9 protein-coding genes, 1 tRNA gene and 1 rRNA gene are annotated in these 17939 nt (G+C 70.5%); 9 read left to right on the top strand and 2 right to left on the bottom strand.

Features of this window, described 5'->3' with window-relative positions; genetic code table 11:
- Together rrf and ACFYXE_RS26565 are read left to right on the top strand one after the other, a co-directional pair.
- A 5S ribosomal RNA gene (rrf, locus tag ACFYXE_RS26570) occupies positions 1-88 on the top strand; the annotation flags it as partial.
- Between the two features lie 119 nt (positions 89-207).
- On the top strand, positions 208-870 hold the full coding sequence (locus tag ACFYXE_RS26565) for a DegT/DnrJ/EryC1/StrS family aminotransferase (RefSeq protein WP_389316302.1): 663 nt from the start codon (positions 208-210) through the stop codon (positions 868-870).
- 14 nt (positions 871-884) lie between these two features.
- Here the strand turns inward: ACFYXE_RS26565 and ACFYXE_RS26560 are convergent, their stop codons facing one another.
- The gene (locus tag ACFYXE_RS26560; RefSeq protein ID WP_389316257.1) at positions 885-1796 is read right to left on the bottom strand and encodes an alpha/beta hydrolase family esterase; all 912 of its coding nucleotides are present in this window, start codon (positions 1794-1796) and stop codon (positions 885-887) included.
- A 157-nt stretch (positions 1797-1953) separates the two neighbouring features.
- Between ACFYXE_RS26560 and ACFYXE_RS26555 the strand changes: the two genes are divergently transcribed.
- Positions 1954-2026, top strand: a tRNA-Thr gene (locus tag ACFYXE_RS26555).
- Positions 2027-2145: 119 nt separating this feature from the next.
- Here ACFYXE_RS26555 and ACFYXE_RS26550 read toward each other — a convergent pair.
- Positions 2146-4767 (bottom strand): SpoIIE family protein phosphatase, encoded by a 2622-nt coding sequence (locus ACFYXE_RS26550; RefSeq protein WP_361166070.1) that lies wholly within the window; start codon positions 4765-4767, stop codon positions 2146-2148.
- 347 nt (positions 4768-5114) lie between these two features.
- Here ACFYXE_RS26550 and ACFYXE_RS26545 point away from each other — a divergent pair, with 347 nt between their 5' ends.
- From ACFYXE_RS26545 to pgsA, 6 genes are all read left to right on the top strand, one after another.
- The gene (locus ACFYXE_RS26545) at positions 5115-10622 is read left to right on the top strand and encodes a HAMP domain-containing protein (RefSeq protein ID WP_389316255.1); all 5508 of its coding nucleotides are present in this window, start codon (positions 5115-5117) and stop codon (positions 10620-10622) included.
- Between the two features lie 244 nt (positions 10623-10866).
- On the top strand, positions 10867-11550 hold the full coding sequence (locus ACFYXE_RS26540; protein WP_361166046.1) for a response regulator: 684 nt from the start codon (positions 10867-10869) through the stop codon (positions 11548-11550).
- 144 nt (positions 11551-11694) lie between these two features.
- Positions 11695-14481: a DNA translocase FtsK gene (locus ACFYXE_RS26535; RefSeq protein ID WP_389316252.1), complete on the top strand. Its 2787-nt coding sequence runs from the start codon at positions 11695-11697 to the stop codon at positions 14479-14481.
- A 215-nt stretch (positions 14482-14696) separates the two neighbouring features.
- Positions 14697-15599 carry a helix-turn-helix domain-containing protein gene (locus ACFYXE_RS26530; RefSeq protein ID WP_361166040.1) on the top strand — a complete coding sequence of 301 codons (903 nt, stop codon included), beginning with the start codon at positions 14697-14699 and terminating at the stop codon, positions 15597-15599.
- 138 nt (positions 15600-15737) lie between these two features.
- On the top strand, positions 15738-17219 hold the full coding sequence (gene rimO, locus ACFYXE_RS26525; protein WP_361166038.1) for a 30S ribosomal protein S12 methylthiotransferase RimO: 1482 nt from the start codon (positions 15738-15740) through the stop codon (positions 17217-17219).
- Positions 17216-17914 carry a CDP-diacylglycerol--glycerol-3-phosphate 3-phosphatidyltransferase gene (pgsA, locus tag ACFYXE_RS26520; RefSeq protein WP_361166035.1) on the top strand — a complete coding sequence of 233 codons (699 nt, stop codon included), beginning with the start codon at positions 17216-17218 and terminating at the stop codon, positions 17912-17914. The genes rimO and pgsA overlap by 4 nt, the downstream gene beginning before the upstream one ends.
- Positions 17915-17939 lie beyond the last annotated feature (25 nt).

The raw sequence follows: 17939 nt of genomic DNA, 5'->3' as shown, positions 1-17939 counted from the left end.
CGGTTACATTCCGAACCCGGAAGCTAAGCCTCATAGCGCCGATGGTACTGCAGGGGGGACCCTGTGGGAGAGTAGGACGCCGCCGAACTCCTTTTGATAAGAAGAGCTGGTCCCTGAACTTCGGTTCAGGGACCAGCTCTTTTTTGTTTTCTGTTACTTGCCGTTCACGTTGCGCGACCAACATCCCGAGGTATGGGGACAGTTGAGATGCTGCGAGCCGCGGGAGTCGGTACGGGCGACGAGGTCGTCGTGCCGGCCTACGGGAACGCCGAGGTGGCGGAGGCCGTGGTCCTCGCCGGTGCGGTGCCCGTCTTCGCCGACATAGAGCCGTCGACGTACTGCCTCGACCCCGACGCCGTTGCCGCCGCGGTGACCCCGCGTACGGCCGCCGTCGTCGTCGTGCACCGCTTCGGCCACCAGGCCGACGTGCGCCGGCTGCGGGACCTCGGACAGCGCCGGGGCCTGCTCGTCCTGGAGCAGGCCGAGCCGGACGCCCCGCACGACGAGCCGGACCTCAGGCGGGCGCACGCCGCCTACCTCAGCGGGCGGCTCAGCGGGGTCGTGACGCCCGACGGCCATGCGGGGCACAGCTACCAGCAGTACGTCGTGCGGGTGCCCGGCAACGGGCGGCCGGACCGTGACGCGTTCGCCCGCGCCGTACGGGCCAAGGGAATCGACTGCCGGGTGCCGGTGAAGACTCCCGTGCACCGCACGCCGCGGTTCTGGCGGGACGTGCACCTGCCCGAGACCGAGCGGGCCGCCGACGAGACGCTGGCCCTGCCGGCCGGGGCGTCGATGTCGCGACGCGACCTGCAGCGTGTGGTGTCCGCGTGCAATGCGCTCGGTGGACTCCTCCAGCCGGCTTTCTGAGCGGAGCCCGGCCCTCACGAGGCCTTTCTGATGTGGGACTTGAAGAACTCCCACATCAAGTCCGTCGCGTCGACGCCCGCTTCCGGGTCGGCCATTCCGCCGCCCGCGCCACCGGGCCAGGAATGGCCCATGCCGGGCAGCCGATAAACGACGACCTCCGAGCCGTCGCCGCACCGGGCCGTCGTCCTGGTGACCTTCTTCCCGAGCCGGGCGGGCTTGCCCGGCTCGCAGGAAAGGCGACGCTGCCAGGTCTCGATTCCCGCGTCCATCGCGGCGTAGGAGCGGTCGAGGCCGCCCAGGAAGGTGAGCACCGGCACCGGCGTCCTCGGCACGTACGAGGCGGATTCCGTGTCGGTGCCCAGATATCCGCCGCTCACCGGGGCAATGGCCGCGAACGTGTCCGGGAGTTCGACGGCGAGCTTGTACGCCATGTCGGCGCCGTTGGAGATGCCGGTGGCGTAGACGCGCCGGGGATCGGCGTTCCACGTGCCGGTCAGCCGATGCGTCAGCGTACGGACGAAACCGACGTCGTCCTGCGAGCCGCAGCAGATGAGGGCGTTGAAGGCCTTGTTGAGGCCGTCGGGATAGGCGACGAGGAAATTCTCCTCGTCCGCCTTGGCGCTGAGGCCGCTGATGGCCGCCGCCGAGGCGCCGTCGCCCGGATAGGGGTGCAGGGCGATGACCAGCGGGAGCCTCTCGGCGCGGGTGAAACCGGGTGGGGCGTGGACGGCGTAGACGCGCCGCGCGCCTTTCCAGGAGAGGGTGACCTCCTGGTCGCCGGGGCGCGGGGACTCCGTCGCCGCAGGCACCCCGGTGGGCGGGGCGGGCTTGTCGTCGTCGGAGCCGCAGGCCGTGAGCGGGCAGAGCAGGGCCGCGAGGAGCAGCGGCACGGCGTACCGCGCGGACGTACCGGGTCGGGTCGGCATGGGCGCAGAGTGGCAGCGGCCGTGGGAGCGGTCCAGAGGAAGGCCGGAGGAAGGCCGGAGGAAGGGGGGAAAGTGCGCGGGGAGGCGGTTCGAGGCGCCTTCGATTTCGGGTATGATCTATTCCGTTGCCGCGGGGAAAACCCCCGAAGCGCAGCAGGCCCCTATAGCTCAGTCGGTAGAGCGTCTCCATGGTAAGGAGAAGGTCAGCGGTTCGATTCCGCTTGGGGGCTCAAGAAGGAAAGGCCTCCGCCCAGTTGGGCGGGGGCCTTTTTCTGTCCGGTCCCATGACCGGGAGCTTTGATTCGGGAGTCGGCGGGTTCCGGGGCACGTCGGCGTGCCCCGGAAGCGCTCAGTCCTTCTGGAGGCCGGGGACGCGCATCGCGAGGATCGCCATGTCGTCCGACGGGGCGTCCGTCGCGAAACGCTCCACCGCGCGCATGATGCGGGCCGCGACCGCGCCGGCCGTCAGGCCCGTACAGGTCGTCAGGACGTCCGCCAGGCCGTCGTCGCCGAGCATGCGGGTGCCCTCGCGGCGCTCGGTGACGCCGTCGGTCACGCACAGCAGGACATCGCCCGGGTCGAGCGTCATCGTCTGCTCGTACAACTCCAGGTCGTCCATGACGCCGAGCAGCGGCTGCGGTTCCGCGTACGGCTCGACCGTGCCGTCCTGGCGCAGGCGGAGCGGGAGCGGGTGGCCGGCGCAGACGATCTTCAGGACCGCCGAACCGTCCTCCTGCGGCCACAACTCGCCGTACAGGAGCGTCAGGAAGCGGCTGCGGGCGCCCTCGTCGAGGATCGCCGCGTTGAGGCGCTCCAGGACGGCGGGGCCGCCGAAGCCCTCGCGGGCGAGCAGGCGGAGGGCGTGCCGGGCCAGGCCCGTGACGGCCGCGGCCTCCGGTCCCGTGCCGCAGACGTCGCCGATCGCGAAGCCGTACGCGCCGTCGCGGATGGGGAAGAGGTCGTAGAAGTCGCCGCCCACTTCGTTGCCCTCGCCGGCCGCGCGGTAGATGACCTCGACCTCGACGCCCGGGACCTGGGGGAGGCCGGGCGGCAGGAGGCTGCGCTGGAGGGACTGGCTGATGGCCATGCGCTCGGAGTACAGCCGGGCGTTGTCGAGGGCGAGGGCCGCCCGGCGGGAGAGATCTTCGGCCAATTCCAGGATCTCTTGGCGGAAGTGCTCGTCGGAGGGCTTGCCGAGGGTGAGCATGCCGATGACGCGGTTGCGGGCCACCAGCGGCAGGACCACGGTCTCGCCGCCCACCGCAGAGGCGGTGGAGAGCGTCGTGCCGATGCCCGTGCCCAGGGTCATGGGCTCGCCGAGGCCGAGGCTGCGCATGGAGGTGCGCAGGGCGGCCTGGTGCGCGGCCTCGGAGGGGGCCGCCCAGACGCGGGCGCCCGGGGTGGGCACCGGGTCCGGCGGGGCGATCTTGGAGAGGAGGGCCTTGAGGCCGTCGATGCGCTCCTCGTCCTCGTGCAGGACGTACGAGAGGTAGGGCTCGGCCGACTGGTCCGCGATCGTGTAGACGGCGCACCAGGTGGCGAGCGTCGGGACCGTCATCTGGGCCATGAGGGCCAGGGTCTGGTCCCGGTCGAGGGTGCCCGCGAGCAGGTCGGAGGCCTCCACGAGGAAGGAGAGCGAGCCGCGGCGGAGTCTTTCCAGCTCGCCGAGGCGGGCGGACTCCACGGCGAGGGCGATGCGGTCGGCGGCGAACTGCAGGCGCAGGGCCTCCTCGTTCGAGTACCGGCCGGCGGCCTCGGCGGCGACGCCCAGGGAGCCGGTGAGGCGGCCCTCCACCTTCAGCGGGACCGTGACGACGGAGCGCATGCCGGTGCCCGCGAGGAGCGGGACCGCGCCCGGCACGACCGTGAGGTCCTCGTGGACGGCGGGCATGCGGGCGGAGCCGTAGCGCCCCGGGGCCGACTCGACCTGGACGCGGGCGAAGCGCTGGCGGGCCGAGGGCAGGCCGGTGGAGGCGCGGACCTCCAGCTCCGTCTCGTCGTCGGTGGCGAGGAGCAGGAAGGCGGCGTCGCCGTCGAGCATGTCGCGGGCGCGCTCGACGGTCCGCTGGAGCAGGCCGTCCAGGTCGTCGGGGGCGGGCGAGCCGATGAACACCTCGAAGGGGTCCGCGGAGTGCCCCTCGCTGCGGGAGCCGGGCTCGGGGGCCGCGCCGCGCAGCGGGGTCTGCAGCACGGCGCGCTCGTCGTCGCGGACCAGGAGGCAGACGGTGGAGGGCTCGCCGTCGGTGTCGCGCACGCGCAGGTGCGAGGCGTACACCGGGATCACCCGGCCGTTGGCGCCGCGGACTCCGTAGCTGCCCTCCCAGCGGGAGAGCTGGAGGGCCTCGGCGATGCCGGTGCTGGTGCCGGGGGTGTGCGGCCAGGCCGCGAGGTCGTTGAGGGGCTTGCCGATGACCTGCTCGGCCACGTACCCGAAGAGTTCCTCGGCGTCCTCGTTCCAGGCGGAGATGGCGCCCAGGCGGTCGATCTGGATGACCGCGACGCGGACCCTGCCGTCGGCGATGGGCAGCAGCTCGGCCGGGAGCGAGGGGCCCGCGGTGCGGGTGCCCACCGGGCGGTCGGGCAGGTCGAGCTGGAACCAGACCTGCTTGTGGGTGGGGGAGTAGTCGACGCCCCAGCGGGTGGCGAGGGCCGCGCAGAGCTGGAGGCCGCGGCCGCCCTCGCGGTCGGGGCTGCCCATGTTCACGGACGACTGCTGGAGCGGAATCTCGCGTTCCGGATAGCGGTCGGAGACTTCGATGCGGACGGCGCCCTCGCTGCGCAGGCATTCCACGTCGGCTGCCGTGCCGGCGTGCACCACGGCGTTGGTGACCAGCTCGCTGGTGAGGACGACGGCGTCGTCGACGATGTCGGAGAACCCCCAGCCCTGGAGGGTGTCGCGGACGAAGGAGCGAGCCGTCGCGACGGACCGTCCGACCGGGTCGAAGGTGGCAGCCGCGCGCGCGGTGATCACAGCACTCCTCGTACGAGTATCGACGGCGTCGACAGTGGCGACTGTCTCGACGCCCAGTTCTCCCGAACCCATGGTGCGGCCGCCCCTCCGATGCCCGCTTGTTTCGTGTACCACCGCCCTGGCCGGGCAGGACCGGGGTGGTTGGACAGCCGGATGCAAGGTTACTTACCTTCGCCGTCCATGCTGATGCCGGTCGTCAGTGTTTCCGCCCGGAGGGTGTGCGGACGGTGTGCGAAGCTGCCGAACTGTTATGGCCTGGTTCAGCCATGGTGAAACACTGGGCAGGCTCATGGAGACAGCCCAGGAAAACCCGAGCAGTACCGGTCGACCCTTGCGGGAGGGACACAGTGGAGTCTGGCGCAGCGACGCGGGGCACTAAGACGCGCGCGAAAGACGGACAGTCCCTGAACAAACAGCGCAAACCGCGCGGCGGGACGACGGCTTCCGTGGATGCGGCGGCGCTGAACAGGCTGCTCGCGGCCCTCGTGGCGATGCGGGACGGCAATTTCCGCAAGCGCCTCACGGTCTCCGGCGACGACGTGATGTCGGAGATCGCGGCGGTCTTCAATGAGGTGGCGGACCGGAATCTGCATCTGACGGGCGAGCTGTCACGGGTGCGGCGCATGGTCGGACGTGAGGGAAAACTCACGGAACGACTTGAGGCGGGAGCCAGTGAGGGCTCCTGGGCGGCCGCGATCGACGCGTCGAACGCGCTCGTCGACGATCTCGTACGTCCGGTCTCCGAGGTCGGCCGGGTGCTCTCCGCGGTGGCCGAGGGCGACCTGGAGCAGCGCATGGAGCTGCGGGCCCAGGGGTTGGACGGGAACGGCCATCCGCTGCGCGGCGAGTTCCTGAAGGTCGGGCGGACGGTCAACAACCTCGTCGACCAGCTCTCCACGTTCACCGACGAGGTCACGCGCGTGGCCAGCGAGGTCGGCACCGAGGGCAAGCTCGGCGGGCAGGCCAGGGTGCGCGGGATGTCCGGGTCGTGGAAGGACCTCACGGACTCCGTGAACACCATGGCGTACCGCCTGACCGCCCAGGTGCGGGACATCGCGCTGGTGACGACGGCGGTGGCCAAGGGCGACCTGTCGCGGAAGGTCACCGTCCATGTCGCGGGCGAGATGCTGGAGTTGAAGAACACCGTCAACACGATGGTGGACCAGCTCTCGTCGTTCTCCTCCGAAGTGACGCGCGTCGCCCGCGAGGTGGGCACGGAGGGCGAGCTCGGCGGCCAGGCGCAGGTGCCGGGTGTGGCGGGTGTGTGGAAGGACCTCACCGATTCGGTGAACCTCATGGCCGGCAACCTCACCGCGCAGGTGCGGGGGATCGCCGAGGTCACGACGGCCGTCGCCAACGGTGACCTGTCGCGGAAGGTGACGGTGAGCGCGCGCGGCGAGGTCGCCCAGCTCGCCGAGACCATCAACCAGATGACCGAGACGCTGCGCACGTTCGCGGACGAGGTCACGCGCGTGGCCAACGAGGTCGGTGCCGAGGGGCAGCTCGGCGGTCAGGCGAACGTGCCGGGCGCCGCGGGCACCTGGAAGGACCTGACGGACTCGGTCAACACGGTCTTCCGCAACCTGACCACGCAGGTGCGGGACATCGCGCAGGTGACGACGGCGGTGGCGAACGGTGACCTGTCGCAGAAGGTCACGGTCGATGTCGCCGGCGAGATGCTGGAGCTGAAGAACACCACGAACACGATGGTGGACCAGCTGTCCGCCTTCGGTTCCGAAGTCACCCGGGTGGCGCGGGAGATCGGTGTCGAGGGTGAGCTGGGCGGCCAGGCGCAGGTGCAGGGCGCGGCCGGTACCTGGAAGGACCTCACCGACTCGGTGAACACCGCCTTCCGCAACCTCACCGGGCAGGTCCGCAACATCGCGCAGGTGACGACGGCGGTGGCCAACGGCGACCTGTCGCAGAAGGTCACCGTGGACGTCTCCGGCGAGATGCTCCAGCTGAAGAACACCGTGAACACCATGGTCGACCAGCTGTCGTCCTTCGCCGACCAGGTCACGCGGATGGCGCGGGACGTGGGCACGGAGGGCCGGCTGGGTGGTCAGGCGCGCGTGGACGGCGTGAGCGGTACGTGGAAGGACCTCACGGACTCCGTCAACTTCATGGCCGGGAACCTGACGTCCCAGGTGCGCCAGATCGCCCAGGTCACCACGGCGGTGGCGCGCGGTGACCTGTCGCAGAAGATCGAGGTCGACGCGCGCGGCGAGATCCTGGAGCTGAAGAACACCATCAACACGATGGTGGACCAGCTCTCCGCCTTCGCCGACCAGGTGACCCGGGTGGCCCGCGAGGTGGGCACCGAGGGGCGCCTCGGCGGTCAGGCGCAGGTGCCGGGCGTAGCCGGTGTGTGGCGGGACCTGACGGACTCGGTGAACGGCATGGCCGGGAACCTCACCGCGCAGGTCCGCAACATCGCGCAGGTGGCGACGGCGGTGGCGCGCGGTGACCTGTCGCAGAAGATCGACGTGGACGCGCGCGGCGAGATCCTGGAGCTGAAGAACACCCTGAACACGATGGTGGACCAGCTGTCCGCCTTCGCCGAGCAGGTCACGCGGGTGTCCCGCGAGGTGGGTACGGACGGCATCCTCGGCGGCCAGGCCGAGGTGCAGGGCGTCTCGGGCACCTGGAAGGACCTCACGCAGTCCGTGAACGGCATGGCGAACAACCTCACCCTCCAGGTGCGGAACATCGCCGAGGTCACCACGGCGGTCGCCATGGGCGACCTCTCCAAGAAGATCACCGTGGACGCGAAGGGCGAGATCCTCGAACTCGTCACGACCGTCAACACGATGGTGGACCAGCTGTCGTCGTTCGCCGAGCAGGTCACGCGGGTGGCGCGCGAGGTGGGCACCGAGGGCCAGTTGGGCGGTCAGGCGCGGGTGCCGGGTGTCACCGGCATCTGGAAGGACCTGAGCGACAACGTCAACCTGATGGCCAACAACCTGACCAGCCAGGTGCGCAACATCTCGCAGGTCTCGGCGGCGGTCGCCAACGGCGACCTCACCAAGAAGGTCACGGTCGAGGCGCGCGGTGAGGTCGCGCAGCTCGCCGACACGGTCAACACCATGGTGACGACGCTGAGTTCGTTCGCCGACGAGGTCACGCGGGTGGCCCGCGAGGTGGGCACGGACGGCATCCTGGGCGGCCAGGCGCGGGTGCCGGGCGTCTCCGGTACGTGGAAGGACCTCACCGAGTCGGTGAACTCGATGGCGTCCAACCTGACCGGCCAGGTCCGCAACATCGCGATGGTCACCACCGCGATCGCCAAGGGTGACCTGACCAAGAAGATCGACATCGACGCCCGGGGCGAGATCCTGGAGCTCAAGACGACCATCAACACGATGGTCGACCAGCTGTCGTCGTTCGCCGAGCAGGTCACCCGGGTCGCCCGCGAGGTGGGCACCGAGGGGCAGCTGGGCGGCCAGGCACGCGTGCGTGACGTCGACGGCACGTGGCGCGACCTCACCGAGTCGGTGAACGAGATGGCCGGGAACCTGACCCGTCAGGTGCGCGCCATCGCGAAGGTCGCCACCGCGGTCACCCGCGGCGACCTCAACCTGAAGATCGAGGTCGACGCGGCGGGCGAGATCCAGGCCCTGCAGGACAACATCAACACCATGATCGCGAACCTGCGCGACACGACCCTCGCCAACAAGGAGCAGGACTGGCTCAAGGGCAACCTCGCGCGGATCTCCGGCCTGATGCAGGGCCGCCGCGACCTGGAGGACGTCGCCTCGCTGATCATGAGCGAGCTGACGCCGGTCGTCTCGGCGCAGCACGGCGCGTTCTTCCTTGCGATGCCCACGGACGACGGGCAGGACCTCGGGGGCGACCACGAGGACGCGTACGAGCTGCGGATGCTCGGCAGCTACGGCTACTCGATGGGGTCGATGCCCACCTCGTTCCGGCCCGGCGAGACGCTCATCGGGACGGCCGCCAAGGAGCGGCGCACGATCCTGGTGGAGAACGCGCCCTCGGGGTACCTGCGGATCGCCTCGGGGCTCGGCGAGGCGCCGCCCGCGCAGGTCATCGTGCTTCCGGTGCTCTTCGAGGGGACCGTGCTCGGCGTGATCGAGCTGGCGGCCTTCCAGCCCTTCACGCAGATCCAGAAGGACTTCCTCAGCCAGATCGCCGAGATGATCGCGACGAGCGTCAACACCATCAGCGTCAACACGAAGACCGAGGTGCTGCTCAAGCAGTCGCAGGAGCTGACCGAGCAACTGCGCGAGCGCTCGGCCGAGTTGGAGAACCGGCAGAAGGCGCTGCAGTCCTCCAATGCCGAACTGGAGGAGAAGGCCGAGCTGCTGGCCCAGCAGAACCGCGACATCGAGGTCAAGAACACCGAGATCGAGGAGGCCAGGCAGGTCCTGGAGGAGCGCGCCGAGCAGCTCGCGGTCTCGATGCGCTACAAGTCCGAGTTCCTGGCGAACATGTCGCACGAGCTGCGCACGCCGCTCAACTCGCTGCTGATCCTCGCGAAGTTGCTCGCCGACAACGCCGACGCGAACCTCACCCCCAAGCAGGTCGAGTTCGCCGAGACGATCCACGGCGCGGGCTCGGACCTGTTGCAGCTCATCAACGACATCCTCGACCTGTCGAAGGTCGAGGCGGGCAAGATGGACGTCTCTCCGACGCGCATCGCCCTGGTCCAGCTCGTCGACTACGTAGAGGCCACTTTCCGTCCGCTGACCGCGGAGAAGGGGCTCGACTTCTCCGTACGGGTGTCCCCGGAGCTGCCCGCGACGCTGCACACGGACGAACAGCGCCTGCTCCAGGTGCTGCGCAACCTCCTGTCGAACGCGGTGAAGTTCACCGACTCCGGAGCGGTCGAGCTGGTCATCCGGCACGCCAACAACGACGTGCCCAACGCGATCCGGGAGCAGCTCCTGGAGGCGGGCTCGCTGCGCGACGCGGACGCCGACCTGATCGCCTTCTCGGTGACCGACACCGGCATCGGCATCGCGGCCAGCAAGATGCGGGTCATCTTCGAGGCGTTCAAGCAGGCCGACGGAACGACCAGCAGGAAGTACGGCGGCACCGGCCTCGGCCTGTCCATCAGCCGCGAGATCGCACGGCTCCTGGGTGGCGAGATCCACGCGCAGAGCGAACCGGGCCGCGGCTCGACCTTCACGCTCTATTTGCCGCTGCACCCGAGCGAACTGCCGCCCCAGGGCTACACGCAGCTGGCTCCGCCGCCCCAGCCGCGGGAGCTGCCCGCCCTGGAGGAGGGCGCCGCGGCGGACGAGGCGACGCCGTCCGAGGCCGCTCCGGCGCGCCAGGAGACGCCGCCCACGGGGCCCGCCGCGCTCTTCCGCAGGCGGCGCAGGGCCGCGCCCGCGCAGGAGCCCCCGGCCCTGCCGGCGGCCGCCCCCCAGGAGCAGCAGCCGCAGGAGCAGTGGCCCGTCCCCGTGCCCTCGGCGCAGGAGACGCCGGCCGTCGCGCGGCGCGGGTTCCACTTCGGCGGGGAGAAGGTCCTGATCGTCGACGACGACATCCGCAACGTCTTCGCGCTCACCAGCGTCCTGGAACAGCACGGCCTGGCGGTGCTGTACGCGGAGAACGGCCGGGAGGGCATCGAAGTGCTGGAGCAGCACGACGATGTGACGGTTGTCCTGATGGACATCATGATGCCCGAGATGGATGGATACGCGACGACGACGGCGATCCGGCGGATGCCGCAGTTCGCCGGGCTCCCGATCATCGCGCTCACCGCGAAGGCGATGAAGGGCGACCGGGAGAAGGCGATCGACTCCGGAGCTTCCGACTACGTCACGAAGCCGGTCGACCCGGATCACCTGTTGTCGGTGATGGAGCAGTGGATGCGCGGCGAGTGACCGAGAAACGGCTTCGTCACACGCAGTTGCTGACAGAGTGTGGTCGAGGCCGTGTAGAACCGCGGTATTCGGGGAACCTTCTGGTCTCCCACCGCGTTTCTGCTACGTGCACAGTGACATCGCGGTGACAGGGTGTGGCGACAGGCGGGGTGCGGCTACCATGACCGGCACAAGGACGGGCGGCGCAAGGGAGTCGTCCTCTGGGGCGGCGCCCGGTGTTTCGCCGGGGCGAGGAGGGCGGGCCATGGTGCAGAAGGCCAAGATCCTCCTGGTCGATGACCGGCCGGAGAATCTGCTGGCGCTGGAGGCCATCCTCTCTGCGCTCGATCAGACACTGGTGCGGGCATCGTCCGGGGAGGAAGCGCTCAAAGCACTACTCACGGACGACTTCGCGGTCATTCTGCTGGACGTCCAGATGCCAGGAATGGACGGATTCGAAACCGCGGCGCACATCAAGCGGCGGGAGCGGACCCGGGACATCCCGATCATCTTCCTCACCGCCATCAACCACGGGCCGCACCACACCTTCCGCGGCTATGCCGCGGGTGCTGTGGACTACATCTCCAAGCCCTTCGACCCGTGGGTGCTGCGCGCGAAGGTGTCGGTGTTCGTCGAGCTGTACATGAAGAACTGCCAACTGCGTGAGCAGGCGGCCCTGCTGCGTCTCCAGCTGGAGGGCGGCGGCAAGGCGGCGGCCGGCGAGGCGAAGGAGCCGGCGGGTCTGCTCGCCGAGCTGTCGGCGCGGCTCGCGGCGGTCGAGGAGCAGGCCGAGGCGCTGTCCAAACAGCTGGACGACGAGTCGGCGGACGCGGCGGCGGTCGCCACCGCCGCCCATCTCGAACGCAAACTCACCGGCCTGCGGCGGGCTCTTGACGCCCTGGAGCCGGGCACCGGCAGCGGTGCCCCCTCGGTCCCCTCGCAGAACTGACGTGACGCGGAGCCTCTGCGGAGGTTTCGTGCCACGCGGGCCCGGTGAATCACCGTCAGTTCTCCGCCACGGCAAGGGCGACACAGACGGGTGAAGCACTGGGCACACGTGTGAGCAGTGGTCCGCACCGGTAACCTCACACCCATGGCCTCACGTCAGTCCGCAGCCAAGAAGACGCCCGCGAAGAAGGCGGCCGCGCCGACCAAGGCTCCGGCGAAGAAGGCCGCTGCCGGACCGCCCGCGAAGAAAGCCGCGGCCAAGCGGGCGCCCGCGAAGAAGGCGCCGGCCAAGAAGGCGGCCGCCAAGAAGCCCGCGCCCAAGCCGGCGCCCAGTCCCACCGGGGGCGTGTACCGACTCGTGCGCGCCGTCTGGCTGGGCCTCGCGCACGGCGTCGGCGCCATGTTCCGCGGCATAGGGCGCGGCGCCAAGGGCCTGGACCCGGCCCACCGCAAGGACGGCCTCGCGCTCCTCCTCCTCGGCATCGCGCTGATCGTCGCCGCCGGCACCTGGTCGAATCTGCGCGGCCCGGTCGGGGACCTCGTCGAGGTCCTGGTCACCGGCGCCTTCGGCCGCCTCGACCTGCTGGTGCCGCTGCTGCTCGGCGCGGTCGCCGTCCGGCTCATCCGGCACCCGGAGAAGCCCGAGGCGAACGGCCGCATCGTGATCGGCCTGTCCGCGCTGGTCGTCGGCGTGCTCGGCCAGGTCCACGTCGCCTGCGGCTCGCCCGCCCGCAGCGACGGCATGCAGGCGATAAGGGACGCGGGCGGCCTGATCGGCTGGGCCACCTCCACCCCGCTGATCTTCACCATGGGCGAGATCCTCGCGGTGCCGCTCCTGGTGCTCCTCACCGTCTTCGGGCTGCTCGTCGTCACGGCGACGCCCGTCAACGCCATCCCGCAGCGGCTGCGCCTGCTGGGCACCCGCCTGGGCGTCGTCCAGGCGGCGCCCGAGGAGGACGACGCCTTCACGGACGACGACGAGCGCTACGACGACCAGTGGCGCGAGGCGCTGCCCGCGCGCTCCGCGCGCCGGCGCACCCCCGCCCCGGACGGGTACGCGCCCGACCTGGCCGAGGAGGACGCGCTCTCCCGGCGGCGCAGGCCGCGCCGCACCCCCGTACAGCCGGACATGGACCGGCCGATGGACGCCGTGGACGTGGCGGCCGCCGCGGCTGCCGCCCTGGACGGGGCCGTCATGCACGGCATGCCGCCCTCGGCGCTGGTCGCCGATCTGACGCAGGGCGTGTCGGGGGAGCGGGGGGAGCGCGAACAGCGCGAGGAGCGCGAGCAGGCGGCTCCTGTGCCGACCGCGCGCGCCACGGACGCGCCCGTGCCCGGCAAGCTCAGGAAGAAGCCGCAGGAGCCCGCTGAGAGCGTCGTGCCGGACCTCACCAAGTCCGCGCCCGACGCCCCGCGCGAGCTGCCGCCGCGCGCCGAGCAGCTGCAGCTGTCCGGCGACATCACCTACTCGCTGCCCTCGCTCGACCTCCTGGAGCGCGGCGGCCCCGGCAAGTCGCGCAGCGCCGCCAACGACGCCGTGGTCGACTCGCTGTCGAACGTCTTCACCGAGTTCAAGGTCGACGCCGCCGTCACCGGCTTCACGCGCGGCCCGACGGTCACGCGCTACGAGATCGAGCTCGGCCCCGCCGTGAAGGTCGAGAAGATCACGGCACTGGCCAAGAACATCGCGTACGCGGTGGCCTCCCCGGACGTCCGGATCATCTCGCCCATCCCCGGCAAGTCCGCGGTCGGCATCGAGATCCCGAACACCGACCGCGAGATGGTCAACGTGGGCGACGTACTGCGCCTGGCCGACGCGGCCGAGGACGACCACCCCATGCTCGTCGCGCTCGGCAAGGACGTCGAGGGCGGCTACGTGATGGCCAACATGGCCAAGATGCCGCACATCCTGGTGGCCGGTGCCACCGGCTCCGGCAAGTCGTCCTGCATCAACTGCCTGATCACTTCGATCATGATAAGAGCGACGCCCGAGGACGTCCGGATGGTCCTCGTGGACCCCAAGCGCGTCGAGCTCACCGCCTACGAGGGCATCCCGCACCTGATCACGCCGATCATCACCAACCCGAAGAAGGCCGCCGAGGCCCTCCAGTGGGTCGTGCGGGAGATGGACCTGCGCTACGACGACCTCGCGGCCTTCGGCTACCGGCACATCGACGACTTCAACCAGGCCGTGCGCGAGGGCAAGCTCAAGACGCCCGAGGGCAGTGAGCGCGAGCTGCAGGCCTACCCGTACCTGCTGGTCATCGTCGACGAGCTCGCCGACCTGATGATGGTCGCCCCGCGCGACGTCGAGGACTCGATCGTGCGCATCACCCAGCTCGCGCGCGCGGCGGGCATCCACCTGGTGCTCGCCACCCAGCGGCCCTCCGTGGACGTCGTGACCGGCCTGATCAAGGCGAACGTGCCGTCCCGGCTCGCGTTCGCCACCTCTTCGCTCGCCGACAGCCGCGTCATCCTCGACCAGCCCGGCGCGGAGAAGCTCATCGGAAAGGGTGACGGTCTGTTCCTGCCGATGGGCGCGAACAAGCCCACCCGTATGCAGGGCGCCTTCGTCACCGAGGACGAGATCCACGCGGTCGTCCAGCACTGCAAGGACCAGATGGCGCCCGTCTTCCGGGACGACGTCACCGTCGGCACCAAGCAGAAGAAGGAGATCGACGAGGACATCGGCGACGACCTGGATCTGCTGTGCCAGGCCGCTGAGCTGGTGGTTTCCACCCAGTTCGGGTCCACGTCCATGCTCCAGCGCAAGCTGCGCGTCGGGTTCGCCAAGGCCGGTCGGCTGATGGACCTGATGGAGTCCCGCTCCATCGTCGGGCCCAGCGAAGGCTCAAAAGCACGTGACGTTCTTGTGAAACCTGACGAGCTGGACGGCGTGCTCTCCGTGATCCGCGGGGAGGCTCACCCATAAGGGCGGGCAGCGGTCCTCACCCGTAAGGGATGGGCGAGCAACCGTTTCCCTTCGGCGTACGTCAAGTTGAGGGAGACAGGAGCACGATGTCCCACCATCAGGATGTCCGGCCATTCTGATGGCGTACAAAGTCCGTCCGCCCGGTTGCCCCACCCTTTCAAGACCCCCATAAAATGAACCTCCGGCAGGTGGCTACACGCTCGAAAGGCGCCCCCGTGTCCATCGGCAACTCCCCTGAAGACGACCGACCTTCAGACGACCGCCTCGACCGACCCGACCACGTCGCCGACGAGAACCCGGCGGACGGCGGCCCCGCGGGCGACCGCCCGGCCGACGACCGGCCCTCGATCGGCCGCGCCCTGCGGCAGGCCCGTATCGACAGCGGCCTGACCGTCGACGAAATCAGCTCGTCCACCCGGGTGCGCATCCCCATCGTGCACGCGATCGAACAGGACGACTTCTCCCGGTGCGGCGGCGACGTGTACGCCCGCGGCCACATCAGGACCCTCGCGCGCGCCGTCGGACTCGATCCGGCGCCGCTCGTCGCGCAGTACGACGAGGGGCACGGCGGTCGCCCGCCCGCCCCCACGCCGGCGGCGCCCCTCTTCGAGGCCGAGCGCATCCGCTCCGAACCCCGCAGGCCGAACTGGACCGCGGCCATGGTCGCCGCGATCGTCGCGGTGATCGGCTTCGTCGGTTTCACCGCGTTCGGCGGCGGCGACGACAAGGACAGCTCCAAGTCGCTCGCCGAGGGCTCCACCCCGGCCAGCAGCAAGCCCCCGCAGAAGCCCAAGCCCCACAAGCCCGCCGATCCGAAGCCCGACCCGTCGGACAGCGCCATCGCGGGCGTCCCGCGCGACAAGGTCACGGTCAAGGTCGACGCCGCGGACGGCCGCAGCTGGATCTCCGCCAAGGACCACAGCGGACGCACGCTCTTCGACGGCGTCCTGGAGCAGGGCCAGGCCAAGACCTTCCAGGACAAGCAGAAGATCGCCCTCATCCTCGGCGACGCCGGCGCGATCGAGCTGTACGTGAACGGCAAGCAGGTCGAGAACGAATTCGAGCCCGGCCAGGTGGAGCGCCTGACCTACACGAAGGGCGACCCGGAGGCCGGCTGACCGCCCCCTCCCGGGCGGCTGACCAGCGATGCCGCGCGGGAGGCGGTGACGGCCGGGTGACCGGCCGCCGACCCGGGGCCGACCGGCGGGTAACCCTGGCGGCCGGGGCCGCGACGGGGACGAAGTAGTCTTGAGACCATGCCCGAACGCCGCACTGTCGCCCTTGTCACCCTTGGCTGCGCCCGTAACGAGGTGGACTCGGAGGAGCTCGCAGGCCGCTTGGAGGCGGACGGCTGGCAGCTCGTCGAGGACGCCGAGGACGCGGACGTCGCCGTCGTCAACACCTGCGGCTTCGTCGAAGCCGCCAAGAAGGACTCCGTCGACGCCCTCCTCGAAGCCAACGACCTCAAGGGCCACGGCAGGACCCAGGCCGTCGTCGCGGTCGGCTGCATGGCCGAGCGATACGGCAAGGAGCTCGCCGACGCACTGCCCGAGGCCGACGGCGTACTCGGCTTCGACGACTACGCCGACATCTCCGGCCGCCTGCAGACCATCCTCAGCGGCGGCAGCGTCGAGGCCCACACCCCGCGCGACCGGCGCAAGCTGCTGCCGATCAGCCCCGCGGAGCGGCAGAGCGCCCAGTCGGACGTCGCCCTGCCGGGCCACGCGCCCGTGGAGCCCGCGCCCGTCCCGCAGGACCTGCCCGAGGGCGTCGCCCCCGCGTCCGGGCCGCGCGCCCCGCTGCGCCGGCGCCTGGGCACCAACCCCGTCGCCTCCGTGAAGCTGGCCTCCGGCTGCGACCGGCGCTGCTCCTTCTGCGCCATTCCGTCCTTCCGCGGCTCCTTCATCTCCCGCAGGCCCTCCGACGTCCTCGGCGAGACCCGCTGGCTCGCCGAGCAGGGCGTCAAGGAGGTCATGCTCGTCTCCGAGAACAACACCTCGTACGGCAAGGACCTCGGCGACATCCGCCTCCTGGAGACGCTGCTGCCCGAGCTGGCCGCCGTCGACGGGATCGAGCGGGTCCGCGTCAGCTATCTGCAGCCCGCCGAGATGCGGCCCGGCCTGATCGACGTCCTCACGTCGACGGAGAAGGTCGCCCCCTACTTCGACCTGTCCTTCCAGCACTCCGCGCCCGGCGTGCTGCGCGCCATGCGCCGGTTCGGCGACACCGACCGCTTCCTGGAGCTCCTGGACACCATTCGGTCCAAGGCCCCGCAGGCCGGTGTGCGCTCCAACTTCATCGTGGGCTTCCCCGGCGAGAGCGAGTCGGACCTCGCCGAGCTGGAGCGGTTCCTGACGGGCGCCCGGCTCGACGCCATCGGCGTCTTCGGCTACTCCGACGAGGAGGGCACCGAAGCGGCCACCTACGACGAGAAGCTCGACCAGGACGTCGTCGACGAGCGCCTCGCGCACATCGCGCGCCTGGCCGAGGAGCTCACCTCGCAGCGCGCCGATGAGCGGCTCGGTGAGACCGTCGAGGTCCTGGTCGAGTCCCTCGACGAGGAGGAGGGCCCGCTCGGCAGAGCCGCGCACCAGGCCCCCGAGACGGACGGCCAGATCCGCTTGACGGGTGCCACCGGTGGGGGCGCCCCGCAGGTCGGCCGTATGGTCGTGGCAAAGGTCGTCGGCACGGAGGGCGTGGACTTGGTGGCTGAGTGTCTAGAGGAGGCCGGCAGATGACACAAGTCCCGGCACCCGCGGGCGGCTCCGGCGCGCAGGGCGCTGCGAGCGCCACGCCGGTGCGTGGCGGGAAGCTGGGCGCCGCGGCGGTCAATCAGGCCAGCCTGTGGAACGTCGCGAATCTGCTGACCATGATCCGGCTGCTGCTCGTGCCCGGCTTCGTGATGCTCCTCCTGGGCAACGGCGGGTACGACCCGGCCTGGCGCTCGTTCGCCTGGGCCGCCTTCGCCGTCGCCATGATCACCGACCTCTTCGACGGGCACCTGGCCCGCACGTACAACCTGGTCACGGACTTCGGGAAGATCGCCGACCCGATCGCCGACAAGGCGATCATGGGCGCCGCGCTGATCTGTCTGTCCTGGCTCGGCGACCTCCCCTGGTGGGTGACCGGGGTGATCCTGGGGCGTGAGCTCGGGATCACGCTGCTGCGCTTCTGGGTGATCCGCTACGGCGTCATTCCGGCCAGCCGCGGCGGCAAGATGAAGACGCTCGCGCAGGGCACGGCGGTCGGGATGTACGTTCTTGCCCTGACCGGGCCGCTCGCGACGTTCCGGTTCTGGGTGATGGCGGTCGCCGTGGTGCTGACCGTGGTGACCGGGCTCGACTACGTGAAACAGGCCGTGGTGCTGCGCAGGCAGGGCATGGCCGAGGCACGGCTGGCGGCCGCCGAGGCCGCCCGGGAGGCCGCGCAGTGACGTCCCCCGGGCTCTCGGGCGCCGC

It is taken from the genome of Streptomyces sp. NPDC002564 (genome assembly GCF_042889645.1).
Classification (GTDB): domain Bacteria; phylum Actinomycetota; class Actinomycetes; order Streptomycetales; family Streptomycetaceae; genus Streptomyces.
Note: the sequence above shows the minus strand (reverse complement) of the source record. Positions and strands in the feature narration are given on the sequence as shown.